Annotated in this window: 15 protein-coding genes; 13 read left to right on the forward strand and 2 right to left on the reverse strand. The window is 34.2% G+C overall.

Translation table 11 applies throughout. The features are described 5' to 3' along the window. Positions 1-25 precede the first annotated feature (25 nt). From aroA to kynU, 3 genes are all read left to right on the forward strand, one after another. On the forward strand, positions 26-1,252 hold the full coding sequence (aroA, locus tag LPC23_RS04530; RefSeq protein ID WP_229331433.1) for a 3-phosphoshikimate 1-carboxyvinyltransferase: 1,227 nt from the start codon (positions 26-28) through the stop codon (positions 1,250-1,252). Between the two features lie 163 nt (positions 1,253-1,415). Beyond that, positions 1,416-2,465, forward strand: a complete 1,050-nt coding sequence (gene queA / locus LPC23_RS04535; RefSeq protein WP_229331435.1) for a tRNA preQ1(34) S-adenosylmethionine ribosyltransferase-isomerase QueA — start codon at positions 1,416-1,418, stop codon at positions 2,463-2,465. Positions 2,466-2,770: 305 nt separating this feature from the next. Next, complete coding sequence (gene kynU, locus LPC23_RS04540; protein WP_229331437.1) at positions 2,771-4,048, forward strand: kynureninase; 1,278 nt, start codon at positions 2,771-2,773, stop codon at positions 4,046-4,048. A gap of 8 nt (positions 4,049-4,056) precedes the next feature. On the opposite strand, the gene LPC23_RS04545 is transcribed toward kynU, so the two are convergent. After that, on the reverse strand, positions 4,057-4,695 hold the full coding sequence (locus LPC23_RS04545) for a flavin reductase family protein (protein ID WP_229331439.1): 639 nt from the start codon (positions 4,693-4,695) through the stop codon (positions 4,057-4,059). A 140-nt stretch (positions 4,696-4,835) separates the two neighbouring features. Between LPC23_RS04545 and LPC23_RS04550 the strand changes: the two genes are divergently transcribed. Both LPC23_RS04550 and LPC23_RS04555 read left to right on the forward strand, forming a co-directional pair. Beyond that, positions 4,836-7,226: a penicillin acylase family protein gene (locus LPC23_RS04550; RefSeq protein WP_229331441.1), complete on the forward strand. Its 2,391-nt coding sequence runs from the start codon at positions 4,836-4,838 to the stop codon at positions 7,224-7,226. A gap of 57 nt (positions 7,227-7,283) precedes the next feature. After that, positions 7,284-8,627, forward strand: a complete 1,344-nt coding sequence (locus tag LPC23_RS04555; RefSeq protein ID WP_229331443.1) for an FAD-dependent oxidoreductase — start codon at positions 7,284-7,286, stop codon at positions 8,625-8,627. 3 nt (positions 8,628-8,630) lie between these two features. On the opposite strand, the gene LPC23_RS04560 is transcribed toward LPC23_RS04555, so the two are convergent. Then, on the reverse strand, positions 8,631-8,993 hold the full coding sequence (locus LPC23_RS04560) for a cupin domain-containing protein (protein ID WP_229331445.1): 363 nt from the start codon (positions 8,991-8,993) through the stop codon (positions 8,631-8,633). Between the two features lie 439 nt (positions 8,994-9,432). Between LPC23_RS04560 and LPC23_RS04565 the strand changes: the two genes are divergently transcribed. The 8 genes from LPC23_RS04565 (at position 9,433) to LPC23_RS04600 (ending at position 15,926) form a co-directional block, all read left to right on the forward strand. After that, a complete protein-coding gene (locus LPC23_RS04565) occupies positions 9,433-10,254 on the forward strand; it encodes a MotA/TolQ/ExbB proton channel family protein (protein ID WP_229326976.1) in 822 nt (273 codons plus the stop codon). A 59-nt stretch (positions 10,255-10,313) separates the two neighbouring features. Continuing rightward, positions 10,314-10,925: an ExbD/TolR family protein gene (locus LPC23_RS04570; protein ID WP_229326978.1), complete on the forward strand. Its 612-nt coding sequence runs from the start codon at positions 10,314-10,316 to the stop codon at positions 10,923-10,925. 17 nt (positions 10,926-10,942) lie between these two features. Next, positions 10,943-11,500 (forward strand): ExbD/TolR family protein, encoded by a 558-nt coding sequence (locus LPC23_RS04575; RefSeq protein ID WP_229326980.1) that lies wholly within the window; start codon positions 10,943-10,945, stop codon positions 11,498-11,500. 39 nt (positions 11,501-11,539) lie between these two features. After that, entirely contained in the window at positions 11,540-12,334 is a 795-nt protein-coding gene (locus LPC23_RS04580; protein WP_229326982.1) for an energy transducer TonB, read from the forward strand. Beyond that, complete coding sequence (locus LPC23_RS04585; protein ID WP_229326984.1) at positions 12,334-12,564, forward strand: hypothetical protein; 231 nt, start codon at positions 12,334-12,336, stop codon at positions 12,562-12,564. Before LPC23_RS04580 ends, LPC23_RS04585 begins: the two co-directional genes overlap by 1 nt. 3 nt (positions 12,565-12,567) lie before the next feature. Further along, the gene (locus LPC23_RS04590; RefSeq protein ID WP_229331447.1) at positions 12,568-13,482 is read left to right on the forward strand and encodes a PstS family phosphate ABC transporter substrate-binding protein; all 915 of its coding nucleotides are present in this window, start codon (positions 12,568-12,570) and stop codon (positions 13,480-13,482) included. A gap of 19 nt (positions 13,483-13,501) precedes the next feature. Next, on the forward strand, positions 13,502-15,169 hold the full coding sequence (locus LPC23_RS04595; RefSeq protein ID WP_229326988.1) for a tetratricopeptide repeat protein: 1,668 nt from the start codon (positions 13,502-13,504) through the stop codon (positions 15,167-15,169). Positions 15,170-15,293: 124 nt separating this feature from the next. After that, positions 15,294-15,926, forward strand: coding sequence for a 7-carboxy-7-deazaguanine synthase QueE (locus LPC23_RS04600; protein ID WP_229331449.1), 633 nt, complete (start codon positions 15,294-15,296; stop codon positions 15,924-15,926). The last annotated feature ends 31 nt before the right edge of the window (positions 15,927-15,957 follow it).

Raw genomic sequence — 15,957 nt, forward strand, 5'->3', positions numbered from 1 at the left:
CAATTACTGAACTACACACAACAGAATGAAATTACTACTACAATCTGCGCTATCTGAAATCAATGCTGCAATAAAAATTACGGGTTCCAAAAGCGAAACCAACCGTTTGTTGTTGCTGAAAGCTTTGTTTCCAAATATTACTTTAGCTAATACTTCCAATTCAGATGATAGCGAAGTGATGGAAAAAGCATTGACCGGATCAGATGCAATTGTAGATATTCATCACGCAGGAACAGCAATGCGTTTTCTTACCGCTTACTATGCTGTAAATGAAGGTCGTGAAGTAGTGTTGACAGGTTCTAGCCGAATGCAAGAGCGTCCGATTAAAATTTTGGTAGACGCCTTGGAACAATTAGGTGCTTTCATAACTTACGAAAAAGAAGTGGGTTATCCACCTATCCGAATCAAAGGACAAAAAATTACGGCTTCCAAAGTGAAATTGGCTGCGAATGTGAGTAGTCAGTATATTTCGGCTTTACTGTTAGTGGCGCCAAAATTAGAGAATGGTTTAGAGTTAACATTGGAAGGAGAAATCACCTCTATTCCTTATATTAAAATGACTTTGGCGTTACTCAATGATTTAAACATTCAAACTAGTTTTGAAGGAAATGTCATTACCGTTGCGCCAAAACCAGCAGTCAAAACTAAAGAAATGACCGTGGAGTCCGATTGGAGTTCGGCTTCGTATTATTTTAGTATTGCCGCTTTGGCAGATGCTGCTTCCATCACCATTTCAAGTTATAAAGAAAATAGTTTACAAGGCGATTCGGATTTGGTAAACCTTTACAAAGCTATGGGAGTGAAATCTCAATTTAACGGAAACCAGTTGACTTTAACCAAACAAGCTAATTTCAATTACCAAGACGTAACTTTCGACTTGAACAACACACCTGATATTGCACAAACTATTGTAGTAACCTGTTTAGGTTTAGGAATTGGTTGTCATCTAACTGGTTTGCATACTTTAAAAATCAAAGAAACAGATCGCTTAGAAGCACTACGAATTGAACTTACTAAGTTGGGAGCCAATATTTCGGTAACCAATGATAGTTTGACTTTGGTTGCAACCAAAGAAATGAATTCTAATGTAACTATAGCCACGTATAATGACCATCGAATGGCGATGGCATTTGCACCTTTGGCTTTGCGAGTGCCAATTTTCATTGAAAATGCCGAAGTAGTCTCAAAATCCTACCCTGATTTTTGGGAAGACTTAAAAAGAATTGGTTTTGCAATAGAAGAAACAGTCTAAATTTTATTTTTGAATAGTCGAAATCCCTTTCTACCATTGGGTTGGTAAAAATAAACACCAAAACACTTGACAACGCCTCTTTCGCAGTCGTATATTTGCATTCCAAGTTTAAATGTTTATAGTGTATAAATATTTAAACTTTTAAACAAATAAACTTTATTCAATGAAATTATCACACTTTCAATTCAATTTACCGAAAGAACTTTTAGCTGAGTTTCCAGCAGAGAACAGAGACGAGTCTCGTTTAATGGTTATTGACCGTAAAAAACAAACGATAGAGCACAAAATGTTCAAAGATGTTATCGATTATTTTGATGACGGAGATGTAATGATTTTGAATAACACCAAAGTTTTTCCAGCACGTTTGTACGGAAACAAAGAAAAAACTGGAGCAAGAATTGAAGTGTTTTTGTTACGTGAGTTGAATGCTGAACAACGCCTTTGGGACGTATTAGTTGATCCAGCTCGTAAAATCAGAATTGGAAACAAATTGTATTTTGGAGACGATGATTCACTAGTAGCTGAGGTTATTGATAATACCACTTCTCGTGGAAGAACATTGCGTTTTCTTTACGATGGTTCGTATGAAGAATTCAGAAACAAATTAACTGAATTGGGAGAAACCCCAATACCTAAATACATTTCGCGTGACGTAACTCCAGAAGATGCAGAACGTTATCAAACTATTTATGCCAAAGAAGAAGGTTCAGTTGCTGCACCAACTGCAGGATTACATTTTTCTAAGCATTTATTGAAAAAATTAGAAATCAAAGGAGTTAATTTTGCCGAGGTGACACTTCACGTTGGTTTAGGAACTTTTAACCCAGTTGAGGTAGAAGATTTATCGAAACACAAAATGGATTCAGAAGAGTTAAAAATTACTCAAGAAGCTTGTGATGTTGTTAATAATGCAAAGTTGAACAAGAAAAGAGTTTGTGCAGTTGGAACTACTTCTATGAGAGCAATTGAAAGTGCTGTTTCTTCACAAAGAACATTAAATCCTTTTGACGGTTGGACAAATAAATTCATCTTTCCACCTCATGATTTTAGTATTGCAGATTGTATGATTACGAATTTTCATACCCCAAAGTCTACTTTGTTAATGATGATTTCTGCTTTCTGTGGTCACGATTTAATGAAACGTGCTTATGAAGAAGCTGTTAAAGAGGGATATAGATTCTATTCGTATGGAGATGCTATGTTAATTCTATAGCTAAATCATTTTAAATACTATAAAATCTCGTCAGTTATGGCGAGATTTTTTTTTGGCGTGACCCTTTCCCTTCCTGGAGCCAATGCTTGGGTCGGGCTATACACTTCAAGTCCTCGTGCTGTTCCTCATTCGCTTCACATCACTGTGGGCTTTTCGTTGCTATCCCTCACGCAAACCCAATGCTTTATTTTATTCGTTTAATTTGTGTAATTCGTTTAATTCGTGTTTTAATTCTTCGTGCAAATTCGTGTCATTCGTGTTTTTTCATATTAGTTTGCTATTTTTACTTCATAAAATACGTGTAAATGAAATTCGAAAACAACCTTGCTTTTGCACAGCAACTAGATTCTCAAGATACATTAGGTCATTATCAGAATGAATTTTCTTTCCCACAAGTTAATGGAAAGAAAGTGATTTACTTTACAGGAAACTCTTTGGGACTCCAACCCAAAAGAGCCAAAACCTATGTAGATGAGGTAATGAACGATTGGGCAACGTTAGCTGTTGAAGGTCATTTTTATGCTGAAAAACCATGGTGGGATTACCACGAACGTTTTGCAAATCCGTTGAGTAAAATAGTTGGAGCATTGCCTACTGAAGTTACTGTAATGAATACGTTGACCGTGAACTTGCATTTACTAATGGTTTCGTTTTATCAACCAACATCCAAACGATATAAAATTATTTGCGAAGAAAAAGCCTTTCCTTCAGATCAATACATGTTCCAAAGCCAAGTCCGTTTTCATGGGTATGAACCAGAAGATGCTATAGTAGAAATAAAGCGTCGAGAAGGAGAACATAATATTCGATTAGAAGATGTATTAGCAAAAATTCAAGAAGTGGGCGATGAGTTGGCACTGGTTTTAATTGGTGGGGTTAATTATTATACGGGACAAGTTTTTGATATGAAAAACATTACCGAGGCAGGACATAAAGTGGGCGCTTATGTCGGATGGGATTTGGCACATGCCGCTGGAAATATTGAATTGCAATTACACGATTGGCAAGTGGATTTTGCGTCTTGGTGCAGTTATAAATATATGAATTCAGGGCCCGGAAATGCTTCGGGCTGTTTTATCCACGAGAAACACCACACTAATATCGAATTGCCAAGATTAGCCGGTTGGTGGGGACACAATAAAGAACGCCGATTCAAAATGGAACCTAATTTTGACCCAGTTCAAGGCGCAGATGGTTGGCAAATTAGTAATTTACCTATTTTGTCTTTAGCGCCATATTTGGCTTCGGTAGAACTTTTTGCAGAAATAGGTATGGCGGCTTTAATTGCAAAAAGAAATACAATAACCTCCTATTTAGAGTTTGTTTTACACGAAATTGACCGAGAAGTAAAGGGTAATTTCGAAATTATTACACCTGCTAATCAACAGGAAAGAGGTTGTCAACTTTCGGTTTTTTTACATGGAGAAGGCCGAAGTCTATTTGATTACCTAATGAAAAATGGAGTAATTGTAGATTGGCGCGAACCGAATGTAATTCGATTTGCTCCAGTTCCTTTATACACCTCTTACGAAGATATTTATCGATTTGGACAAATTTTGAAAACGGGAATATTGAATAAATAAAAAATTGTTTATTTCAAAAAAGATTCTGTTGGTTGATTTTTTCTTGCATATTTTAAACGGTCTACTAGTTTAGGCAAGCAATAACCATCCAATCCATTTACGGTTACAACATTTCCTTTATCTAATTGTAACCAGCCGTCTTCATGTTGTAATTCTTCATCAAAAAATAATTCTTCAATAGAAGCGATAATGTGAATAGTATCATTTTCTTTAATGTGGTATTCATTGAGATATTTGCAATACAATTGCACAGGACTACCTTTTACAAATGGTGTTGCAATACCTTCTTTGTATTCTGCTTCCAGATTCGTTTTCTCAAACTCAGAAATGCCTAAATCATAATTAGCCGAACTATGATGGGCATCTTCAATCATATCAACCGTTACGTGATTAATTGTAAAATAACCAGTTTCCTTAATGTTTTTGTACGTATCACGTGGAACAGTAGTTGGTCGCATAATAAAACCAATTAAGGCAGGATGGCTACCAAGGTGAGTCACGCTGCTAAAAATAGCGACGTTCGATCCGCCATTTACAGACTGTGTAGCAATCAAATTAGTTGATTTGTATCCCGTGCACGAATTAATTAAATTCAAGCGAGGTACTTTGTCCATCTTTGTTATGTCTTCTTTCGAAATATTTTTCATGTGGGCTGTGTTTTGCACAAAGATAAATTTTGTTTAATTAAAATTACATTTTTGTTAAACAAAATTTAGTTAAATAGGCGCTTTCTTCAACAGTATTTGTAAATTATTCTTTTATATTTGTTATACTAATTGATATCAATATGAAAATTTTCAAAAAAGTACTTATCGTTCTAGTTTCAATCGTTGCTCTTCTGGTTCTAGGTTTAGCAGGGTTTGCATTTTATTCCAAGCCAAAATATGAAGGCGAAGTACCGCTAAAAAACCTACAGAAAGAAACGACCGTTTACTTTGACGAATTTGGAGTTCCTCATATTTATGCCGAAAATAATTTGGATGCAATGGAAGCTTTGGGTTATGTTCATGCTCAAGACCGTTTGTGGCAAATGGAGTTAATGCGCCGAATTGCACCGGGACGTCTGTCTGAAATTTTCGGATCGGCAGCTTTAAAGAATGATAAATTCTTTGCTGGTTTAGGAATTGAAGAAGCTTCTGCAAAAGCCATAGCTCTATTGGATAAAAACAGTCCAAGCTACCAGTTGACACAAGCTTATTTGGATGGAATTAATCAATATTTAGAAGAAGGAAAAACCCCAGTCGAATTTCAATTGCTAGGCATCCAAAAGCAAAAATTTGAGGTTAAAGATGTCTATAATATTTTCGGTTATATGGCTTTTAGTTTTGCTATGGCTCAAAAATCAGATCCTTTGATGACTGATTTACGCAATAAACTTGGAATAGATTATGTAAAAGAATTTGGATTAGAAGGTGAATTCAACACAACTAAGATTAAAAATGCTAAAGAAAATGTTCAAGAATACTCTGCTATTGCAAAATCGGTTGCAGCTTTATTAGACCAATCACCAATTCCTCCATTTATTGGAAGTAACAGTTGGGTAATTGCTCCTCAAAAGACCAAGAACGGCAAAGTAATTTTTGCAAATGATCCGCATATTGGATTTTCGCAACCGAGCACTTGGTATGAAGCTCATTTGGTTACGCCTGACCATGAAATTTATGGCTATTACTTAGCAGGAACTCCGTTTCCTTTGTTAGGCCACAACCGTCAATATGCCTATGGCTTAACCATGTTTGAGAATGATGATATTGATATGTATCAAGAAGAGAATAGTCCTGCAGATCAGAGTCAATACAGAACACCAACTGGCTTTAGTAAATATGAAAATAGAACAAGAACAATCAAAATTAAGGACAGTTCGGATGTAATTGTAAATGTCAAGGTAAGTCGTCACGGACCTATTGTCAATGATTTGATTGAAGGATTGCAAAAAGACAAACCAGTTGCCTTATCTTGGATTTATACCCAACAACCTATTTTAATTTTGGATGCCGTTTATACACTTTCACACGCTAAAAACATCGCTGATTTTCAAAAAGGGGTACAACTAATTGCTGCTCCTGGTTTGAACGTAATGTATGGAGACACTAAGGGGAATGTAGCTTGGTGGGCAACTGGAAAATTATACAAACACAATAAGGGCGTAAATCCTAATTTCATTTTAGATGGCGCTAGTGGCAAAGACGATATCAAAGAATATTTGGATTTTGCCAAAAACCCATCATCGGTTAATCCGAGTTGGAATTATGTGTATTCTGCCAATAACCAACCCGAAGCGGTTGACGGATTTTCATATCCTGGGTATTATTTGCCCGAAGATAGAGCCAAACGAATTGTTCAATTGTTAGATTCCAAATCCAACTGGGACAAAGAATCAGCAAGTAAAATGATTTTTGATAATACTTCTTCGGTAGCGCCATCAGTAGTTCAAAATTTAATCCAAGCTATTGATGCTTCTACTCTTTCTAAAAATGAAAAAGAAGCGATCGCAATTTTAAAAAGTTGGAAGGGGTCAAATAATTTGCAAGACGTTGCGCCTACAGTGTATAACAAATGGATTTATTGTACCTTAAAAAACACATTTAAAGACGAAATGGGTGAAGCCAATTTCAAGCAGTTTTTAGGAACTCATATTTCAAAACAAGTAGTGGCAAGACAAATAGCAAATAACAACTCGCTTTGGTGGGATAATAGTGCCACTAAAAATAAAAAGGAGACCAAAAATGAAATTATTACTCAATCGTTTAAAGAATCGATCAACGCTTTAGAAAAACAATTAGGTAAAACAGTTACTTCTTGGACTTGGAATAAAGTCCATACTGCAGAACACCAACATCCGTTAAGTAAAGTTGAGGCGCTAAAACCATTTTTCAATGTTGGTCCATTTGAGGTTTCGGGTTCTATGGAAGTGATTAATAATTTGTTTTTTGATTTTACAGAAGACGGAAACTATGTTGTAAAAGGAGGTCCGTCAACAAGACGAATTATTGACTTTTCGGATATTGAAAACAGTTGGAGTGTTTTGCCAACAGGACAATCTGGAAATCCAATGAGTCCTCATTATAAAGACCAGGCTGAAATGTACAATACAGGAAAGTTCAGAAAGATGAAATTGAACAAAGCAGAAATTATTCAAACTTCAACAAAATTGGTTTTTATTCCCAATAAAAAGTAAATAGATAATGGTTAGTGCATTTTTATAATTAATTTTGCCCAACTTTTAAAAATAGTAATGCAGACTCCCCAAAAAATTGCAGTTGTAGGTTCCGGATTAGTTGGTTCATTATTGGCCATCTATTTAAGAAAAGCTGGTCATACCGTTCACGTTTACGACAGAAGTCCGGATATTCGCCAAATTGAATTTTCTGGTCGCTCGATAAACTTAGCGATGTCAAATCGAGGTTGGAAAGCCCTAGATGGTGTTGGAGTAGGTGATGCCGTCCGCGAAATCGCCATCCCTATGGACAAGCGCGCTATTCATTTGGTAGACAAACTCAATTTTCAAGCTTATGGACAAGAGGGTGAGGCCATTTATTCCATTTCAAGAGGTCTTTTAAATCGGAAAATGATTGATTTGGCTGAAGATGCGGGAGCTAAATTCTTTTTCGAACAAAAAATTTGGGATGTTACCCTTGCAGATGCTACGCTTCATATTGGTGAAAGCGAACGCGGAGCTTGGGAAGAGAAAAAATACGATATGGTTTTTGGTGCTGATGGCGCTTTTTCTAGAATTCGTCATCGAATGCAACGCCAGAGCATGTTCGATTACTCACAAGAGTTTTTAAAAATCGGCTATAAAGAATTGAATATTCCGGCTAATGAAGACGGAACACATAAATTAGATCCGAATTCCTTTCATATATGGCCACGAGGCGAATACATGTTGATTGCTTTGGCTAATTTGGACGGAAGTTTTACCTGTACTTTATTCATGCCTTTTGAAGGCAAAAACTCTTTTGAGGAACTGAAAGATATTCAGCTAGTAGAAACTTTTTTCGCTAAAAACTTTCCAGATTCAATTGATGTAATACCTAAATTAACAGAAGATTTTTTTAAGAATCCTACTAGTACTTTGGTTACTATGAAATGTTTTCCTTGGACCTATGAGGATAAAATTGCTCTAATTGGTGATGCATGCCATGCTATTGTTCCGTTTTATGGACAAGGGATGAACTCTGGTTTTGAAGATATTTCGATACTAAACGACATGATGCAGTTATACGGAAATGATTGGAAAACAATTCTTTCCGAATATCAACTATCAAGAAAACCCAATGCTGATGCCATTGCAGAATTGTCTTATCGCAATTTTATGGAGATGAGTAGTAAAACTGCAGATGAAAAATTCTTACTACAAAAGAAAATAGAGAAACTTTTTTCAGACAAATATCCAGATTTATGGATTCCATTATATAGCAGAGTAACGTTTAGCGACCGCCCTTATTCAGAAGCATTAGCTATTGGAGATGCTCAAAATAAAATTATGGAATCCGTTTTAAAAATGAATGATATTGAGTCGAATTGGGATTCAGTTGAAGTAGAAAATAAAATTCTGGAATTACTCCAAAAACAATAATTTTTATTCTTCTCGGTGTACTTTAGTGAAATCAAAAGCAGGAGTACAAATAGCAATGTATTCACATTCTTCTTCAAATGGGTTGGAATATTGAACTCGTGTATTTTTATCAATACGTATAGATTGTCCAGCTTCTAATACTACCACTTCGTCTTCAATAATAAATTGTTTTTTTCCACGTATTATATAAGTGTATTCATCAAACTCTGGTGTCTGAAAAGGTTCGCTCCATCCGGCAGGAGCAATCATATGCGCTACAGACAGTTCTGGGTTTTTTGTGCTTGCAAGACCATGATGTTCTTCAATTAGTTTTCCATCAGTTGTTGGAACAATAAAAGGAGATTTTTGTAGGGTATACTTTTTCATAATTAGGAATATCTTTAATTGACAATAATAGTGTTTAACTTTACAATACAAACATAAATAAAATAAGAAATTTGGGGGATTAATTTTATACATAAATGTGTACTTAAAATCCTAATATTTCCAAGACTTAAATGAACTACATCGTTTTTTTTAAAGAAAATGAAAATTTTGTATTCAAATTTTATTTTCGGTTTTATTAACAAATTACCTATTTTAAACCTTCTTGAGTGAGGTTTTGCTATTAAATATTCGATTTCTCTGTTTATTTTCTAGCAAATACAAAGTTAAGAGTTCTACGTGTTAATTGTATGTGAAAAATTAACATCAATAAAATTAAAAAAAGTTTTTTTATTTAAACTAAAAATATAAATTTGCTCCACTACAAGTTTATTTAAACACTAAAAATTAAATTATTTAAAACTATTAAAAATTAAAAAAAATGGCAAACGTTAAAAAAGAAAACGGAACTCAAAAAGGTGGAGGAGCAATTGCAGGTATAATTATTGCAGCTTGTATTTTTGTAGGTTGGATTATTTGGGAATTTATTATGGGTAATGGTGCAAACTTCGAAGGAGGAGTTAATACAGGACACCCACTTCCAGGAAACTATTTAGCAATGGTTTATAAAGGAGGACCTATTGTACCAATATTATTAGGATGTTTATTAATGGTTATTGTATTTTCATTTGAGCGTTTTGCTGTTATTTCTAAAGCTGCTGGTAAAGGTAACTTAGATGTTTTCATGAAAAACATTCAATCTAGTATTACTAAAGGAGATATCGATTCAGCTATTGCAGCTTGTGATAAACAACAAGGTTCTGTAGCTAACGCAATCAAATCTGCATTATTGAAGTATCAAGATGTTAAAGCTGAAGGTTTAGATAGTGAAGCCGCTGCTGAGACAATTCATAAAGAAATCGAAGAGGCTACATCATTAGAAATGCCAATGTTAGAGAAGCACATGACTATTTTGTCTACAATGGTTTCTTTAGGAACATTAGCTGGATTGTTAGGGACTGTAACTGGTATGATTAAAGCGTTTGGTGCATTAGCATCTGCTGGTACTCCTGACCAAGCTGCATTGGCAAATGGTATTTCTGAAGCCTTGATCAATACTGCTACTGGAATCTCTACATCTGCTTTAGCAATTATTACTTACAATTTGTTTACATCTAAAATTGATACTTTGACTTATTCTATTGATGAGGCAGGTAATACAATTGTTAACACGTACAGACATTTCAGAAGTTCAAAAAAATAATAATTAATTAATTAAATACTTTACTAATTGTATCGTATTCAATTATAAAAAATAAAGTAATGGCTGTAAAAATGTCCAAAAAAGCTGCGTCAATTGATATGACCGCTATGTGTGATGTTGCCTTTCTATTGTTAACTTTCTTTATTTTGACTGCTACAGCCAAAATACCTGAGCCGTTACCAGTAGATACGCCTGCATCAACAGTTCAAACAAAATTGCCAGACACTGATTTAGCTACAATTACCGTAGGAAAAGGAAAGGTTTTCTTTGATCTTAAAGGTAGAGAAGTTAGAAAAAGAGCTTTAGAGTTAATGGGTCAAAAATATAGTGTTTCATTCACTGAAGAAGAAACTGCTAAATTTGCTTTGATGGAAGGTTTTGGTGTTCCAATTACCAATCTTAAAGAAATTATAGCAATGAAAAGTTCAGACAGAAGTAAGACTGGTTTGCAACCTGGTATACCTAAAGATTCTTTAGATAATCAATTGTCTCAATGGATTCAATTCTCAAGAATTGCTAATATTGAAATTCAAGATAAAGAATTACAAATTGCAATCAAAGGAGATGCTAAAGAAGAGTATCCTGCTATTAAGAAAGTAATGGATATTTTACAAGATCAAAAAATCAATAGCTTTAATTTAGTTACGGGTTTAAGAGCAAAAGATAAATAATATAAAAAGATACTAAGATGGCTGAATTAAATACCGGCGACGGTGGTGGTAAAAAAGGCGATGGTAAAGTAAGAAGTAAGAAATCCAATTCTAAAGTTGATTTAACAGCGATGGTGGATTTAGCGTTCTTGTTGATTACTTTCTTTATGCTTACTACGACCTTGTCAAAACCCCAATCGATGAGTTTGGGATTGCCAGATAAAGAGGATAAACCAGATCCTAAAAATCAAGTTAAGGTAGACGAAAACCGAACTATGACTATTTTATTGGGTGATGATGACAAACTAGTTAGGTATGTAGGTTTACTTGCAACTCCGGTTAGTGGAGGAACTCCTAAAGATTTTACATACGGAAAAGATGGTATCCGTAAGGAGTTACTATCAAGAAAAAAATTAGTTTTAGAGTATACTGGAAATAAGGATAAGGGGATGATTGTTATTATCAAACCAAGTAAAAAGTCTACATATAGAAATCTTGTGGATATTCTGGATGAAATGGCTATTGCTGATGTACCTACCTACGCAATTGTAAATGAGTATACTCCTGAAGAAAAAAAATTGTTAGAAGGTAAATAAGATTCGTCTTAATACTCAATAACCTAATAACTAAGAAATATGAAATTAGATATATTTACAAATCAATGGTTAGATATTGTATTCGAAGGTCGAAATAAAGCCTATGGTGCTTACGATCTTAGAAAAAACAATACTAAGACCACTGTTAGAGCTTTAATTATTGGAGCAATTGTTTTTTCTGTTACAGTTGCCGCTCCATTAATTATGAGTTTGCTACCTGATTCTTCTGGAGACGACGATAGTTTAGATACTAAAATAGTAACTATGAAGTTGCCACCAAAGAAAGAAGAGCCTAAAAAAGATCTTCCGCCACCTCCACCACCACCTCCAAAGGTTGACCAAGTGAAATTTGTTAAACCAGTGGTAGCAAAGGCAGAGGAAGTAACTGAAGAGCCACCAAAAATTACTGAAATTAAAGATAAAAAATTAGGTAATGAAACCATTAAAGGTGATCCAGATGCTGAATTAACTGTTGAACCTGTTGGTACTGGTACTGCAGCAGTAGTAGAAGAAGATAATACGGTATATAACACTGCGGGAATTGAAGTAAAGCCAGATTTTCCTGGTGGAATGGAAAAGTTTTACAAGTTTGTAGGAAGCAATTATCAAACACCTGAAGAAGAAGGATTAAAAGGTAAAGTTTATGTTACCTTTGTAGTGGAAAAAGATGGTTCTTTAACTGATATCAAAGTATTAAGAGATATCGGATACGGTACTGGAAAAGAAGCTATCCGAGTTTTAAAGAAATGTCCAAAATGGACTCCAGGAGAGCAAAATGGTAAGCCAGTTAGGGTTTTATACTCACTACCTATTACTATTCAATCTGCTGAATAATGATTAAAAACTTTGTTACTAGTTTTTTGAAGAAATCGCTCAAAGAGCGATTTCTTCTCGTTATGGGAATCTTGTTTTTAGTATCCTATTTAGTCCTTGGATTGCTAATTATTTTTCTAAAACAATTGCCATTACAAATGGAATATAATTATCGAGTTGCATTTGGAACACTACTGATAGTATATTCTGTTATCCGATTTTTTAGAATCATTAACGATAATAAAGATTAATTTATGAATACCTTTTTCAAATCTGTAAGTTTGATTGTCCTAGTTTTTACTTTTAATGCTTGTAACAATTCAAACAAAACATCCCAAGAAACTATTCTTAAAGGGAATGCAACTTTACTTGTTGATGCTACTTTGATGCCCGTTATGGAAGATCAAATCGAGATATTTGAGAATAGGTATGATGCTAAGATTAAAATGATTGTTAAGTCTGAAGTTGAAGTTGTACAAACTTTAGTCAAAGATACTTCAAGTATTGCTGTTCTTTCAAGGAAATTGAATCCAGATGAACTTAAAATATTTTCTAATAGAAAGATTATTCCTAAAATTACACCAATTGCTCTAGATGCTGTTGCCTTAATTATTAATAAGAATTCGAATGATACAATTGTTGATATTAAAGATGTAATTAGTTTTATGAATGGAAAAAACACACCTGGCATTAAAGGGTTGGTTTTTGATAATCCTAACTCTAGTACAGTGCGATATATGAACAATTTAGCTGGAATTTCATCAATTCCTCAAAAAGGAGTCTTTTCTTTTGGAACTAACAATGAAGTTATTAAATTTGTAAATGATAATGATGGAATGATTGGAGTGGTTGGTCTCAATTGGTTAACACAGCCAAGACCTGAAATGCAAAAGTTTGTTGACGGTATCATCATAATGAGTGTGAAGGGTAAAAATCAATCTGATTTTTTTGCTCCAGACCAAAATAATATTGCCGAAGGGAAATATGCATTAGCTCGTGAGATTTATATTGTGAATTGTCAAGGATTTTCGGGTTTAGGCATGGGTTTTGCTTCATTTGTAGCGGGAGACATTGGACAGCGTATCATTTTGAAATCAGGATTATTGCCTTATAAAGTACCGCCAAGAAAACTGAGTATTAGAAATCAAATTACGAATGATAAAAAATAAATTAATTATATAACTAAAGATGAATACATTTAAAATTTTCGGACTAATTCTTTTAGCTACTGTTTCAACAGCAAATGCTCAAGATATTAATCAAGCAAAAAAGGCTATAGATGCCGAAAAGTACGAGGAAGCCAAAACTATTTTAAAATCAATTTTACAGGTAAAACCGTCTAACGGTATGGCCTCTTTTATTTTGGGCAATGTATATTTAACTCAAAGTGTTAAGGATTCAGCTAAATTATCTTTTGAAAAAGGTTTAACTGCTTCTGAGTTTGCTCGTTTTAACAACATTGGTTTAGGTCAAATGGATTTAGATCGAAATGATACAATTGCTGCAAATGCTAAATTTATTTTAGCTACAAAAGACATGCGTAAAAAAGATTTTGAAGAATACATATATGTTGCAAGAGCATACATGAATGCTGAAAAGCCTAATTACAAATCAGCTCTTGCTGTTTTAAAAAGAGCCTTAGTTAATAATCCTATGGATGCACAAGTTCAATTGGCTTTAGGTGATGCTTACTATGGTTTAAGTAATCAAAATGATGCTTACAAATCGTATAGAGATGCATTTACTGCTGACAATACTTTATTAAGAGCAAAAATGCAACTGGGAGTTTTATTAAAAGGTGCAAAGTCATACGATGAAGCCTCAAAAGCGTACAATGAAGTAATTGCAATTAATCCAAATTACGGTCCAGTTTACAGAGAATTGGCGGAGACTTATTATAAAATTGCAAGAAACAAACCGTCTAAAGCGGCTGAGAATTTCAAAATCGCAATTGATTATTACCAAAAGTATATGGACTTGACTGATTATTCTATCCATTCAAGAATGCGTCGTGCTGACTTTTTAATTTTAGCTAAAGAATACAAAGCCTTAGAAGAAGAAGCTAATAAGATGATTGAATTGGACAAAGTAAATCCAAGAATTTTCCGTTATTTAGGCTATGCTGCTTTTGAGAATGGAAATGCGGATAAAGCAATTCAATCGTTGGAAACATTTACTTCTAATCCATCTAATAAAATTATTGCTAGAGATTATCAAGTTTTAGGATTGGCTAAGATAAAAAAAGGAACTAGTGCTGATGGACTTTCAATTGATCCAGCTGCTTTTGAAATGGGTTTAGCCTCTATAAACAAATCTATAGAAATGGAACCTTTAGCGGTTGAGGATTTAAATGAGGTAGGTAAGAAAATGTTTAGTCAAAAATTGTACAAAGAAGCTGCTGCAATTTTTGAATTAGGTGCAGCTAATGTAGAGTCTAAAAGTTATCTTGATGACAACTTATATTTAGGTTTATCATTGTATTATGCTAATAATAAAAAAGATGTTAAGCCTGAGATTGCAGATCTTCAAAAAGCAGATGCTGCCTTTGATAAAGTTTTAGTTGCTTCGCCAAGTTATTACGAGGCTTATATTTTTAAAGCTAGAACAAATAGTTTAATGGAAAACGATGAGAATACCATTAAATTTTATGAGGCTTATGTAGCTGCTGTAACTGCTAAAGGCGCTGAAGAAGTTGCTAAGCCAGCTGTAATTAAAAAAATTGCAGAAAGTTACAATACGATTGGAGCAACTTATGCAAACACGGATAAAGTCAAAGCTGTAGAATATTTCAATAAAACATTAGTAATTGATCCAACAAATGCATACGCATTAAGTTCAATCAAACAATTGAAATAAGTTAGCTATTCAGATTATATAAAACCGACAATTAATTGTCGGTTTTTTTATGCTCAATTTTAGGCAAATGAAGATAGGAAATGAATTTTGTAAATGACTATCTTTGCCCCTTCAAAAGAACTAGATGTTATCAAAAGAAATACAATTAGAAGTTAATAAAGGAGCCATGTTGCCGTTGATGGAAGAATTCTACACCATTCAAGGCGAAGGGTCACATACAGGAACAGCAGCTTATTTTATAAGAATAGGAGGTTGCGATGTAGGTTGTCACTGGTGCGATGTGAAAGAAAGTTGGAATGCTGAATTGCACCCACCAACTAATGTGGACTTAATTGTGGCTAATGCCATTAAGTATGCTGATACTGTTGTAGTAACAGGTGGAGAACCGCTTACATGGGACATGACCTTGCTAACTCAAAAATTAAAAGATAACAAGGTAAAAGTACATATTGAAACTTCCGGCGCTTACCCGCTTTCAGGAACTTGGGATTGGATTTGTCTTTCGCCAAAAAAATACAAATTACCTACACAAACGGTATATGACAATGCCGATGAGTTGAAGGTGATTATTTACAACAAACACGATTTTATTTTTGCAGAAGAGCAAGCTGAAAAAGTAAATAATAATGCCATTTTGTTTCTGCAGCCAGAATGGAGTAAAAGAGAAGAAATGACTCCTTTGATTGTTGATTATGTGATGAACAATCCTAAATGGAGAGTATCTTTACAAACGCACAAATATTTGAATATTCCGTAAACAAAAAACTCCAAACAACTGTTTGGAGTTT

The organism is Flavobacterium ammonificans (assembly GCF_020885975.1).
Lineage (GTDB): Bacteria > Bacteroidota > Bacteroidia > Flavobacteriales > Flavobacteriaceae > Flavobacterium > Flavobacterium ammonificans.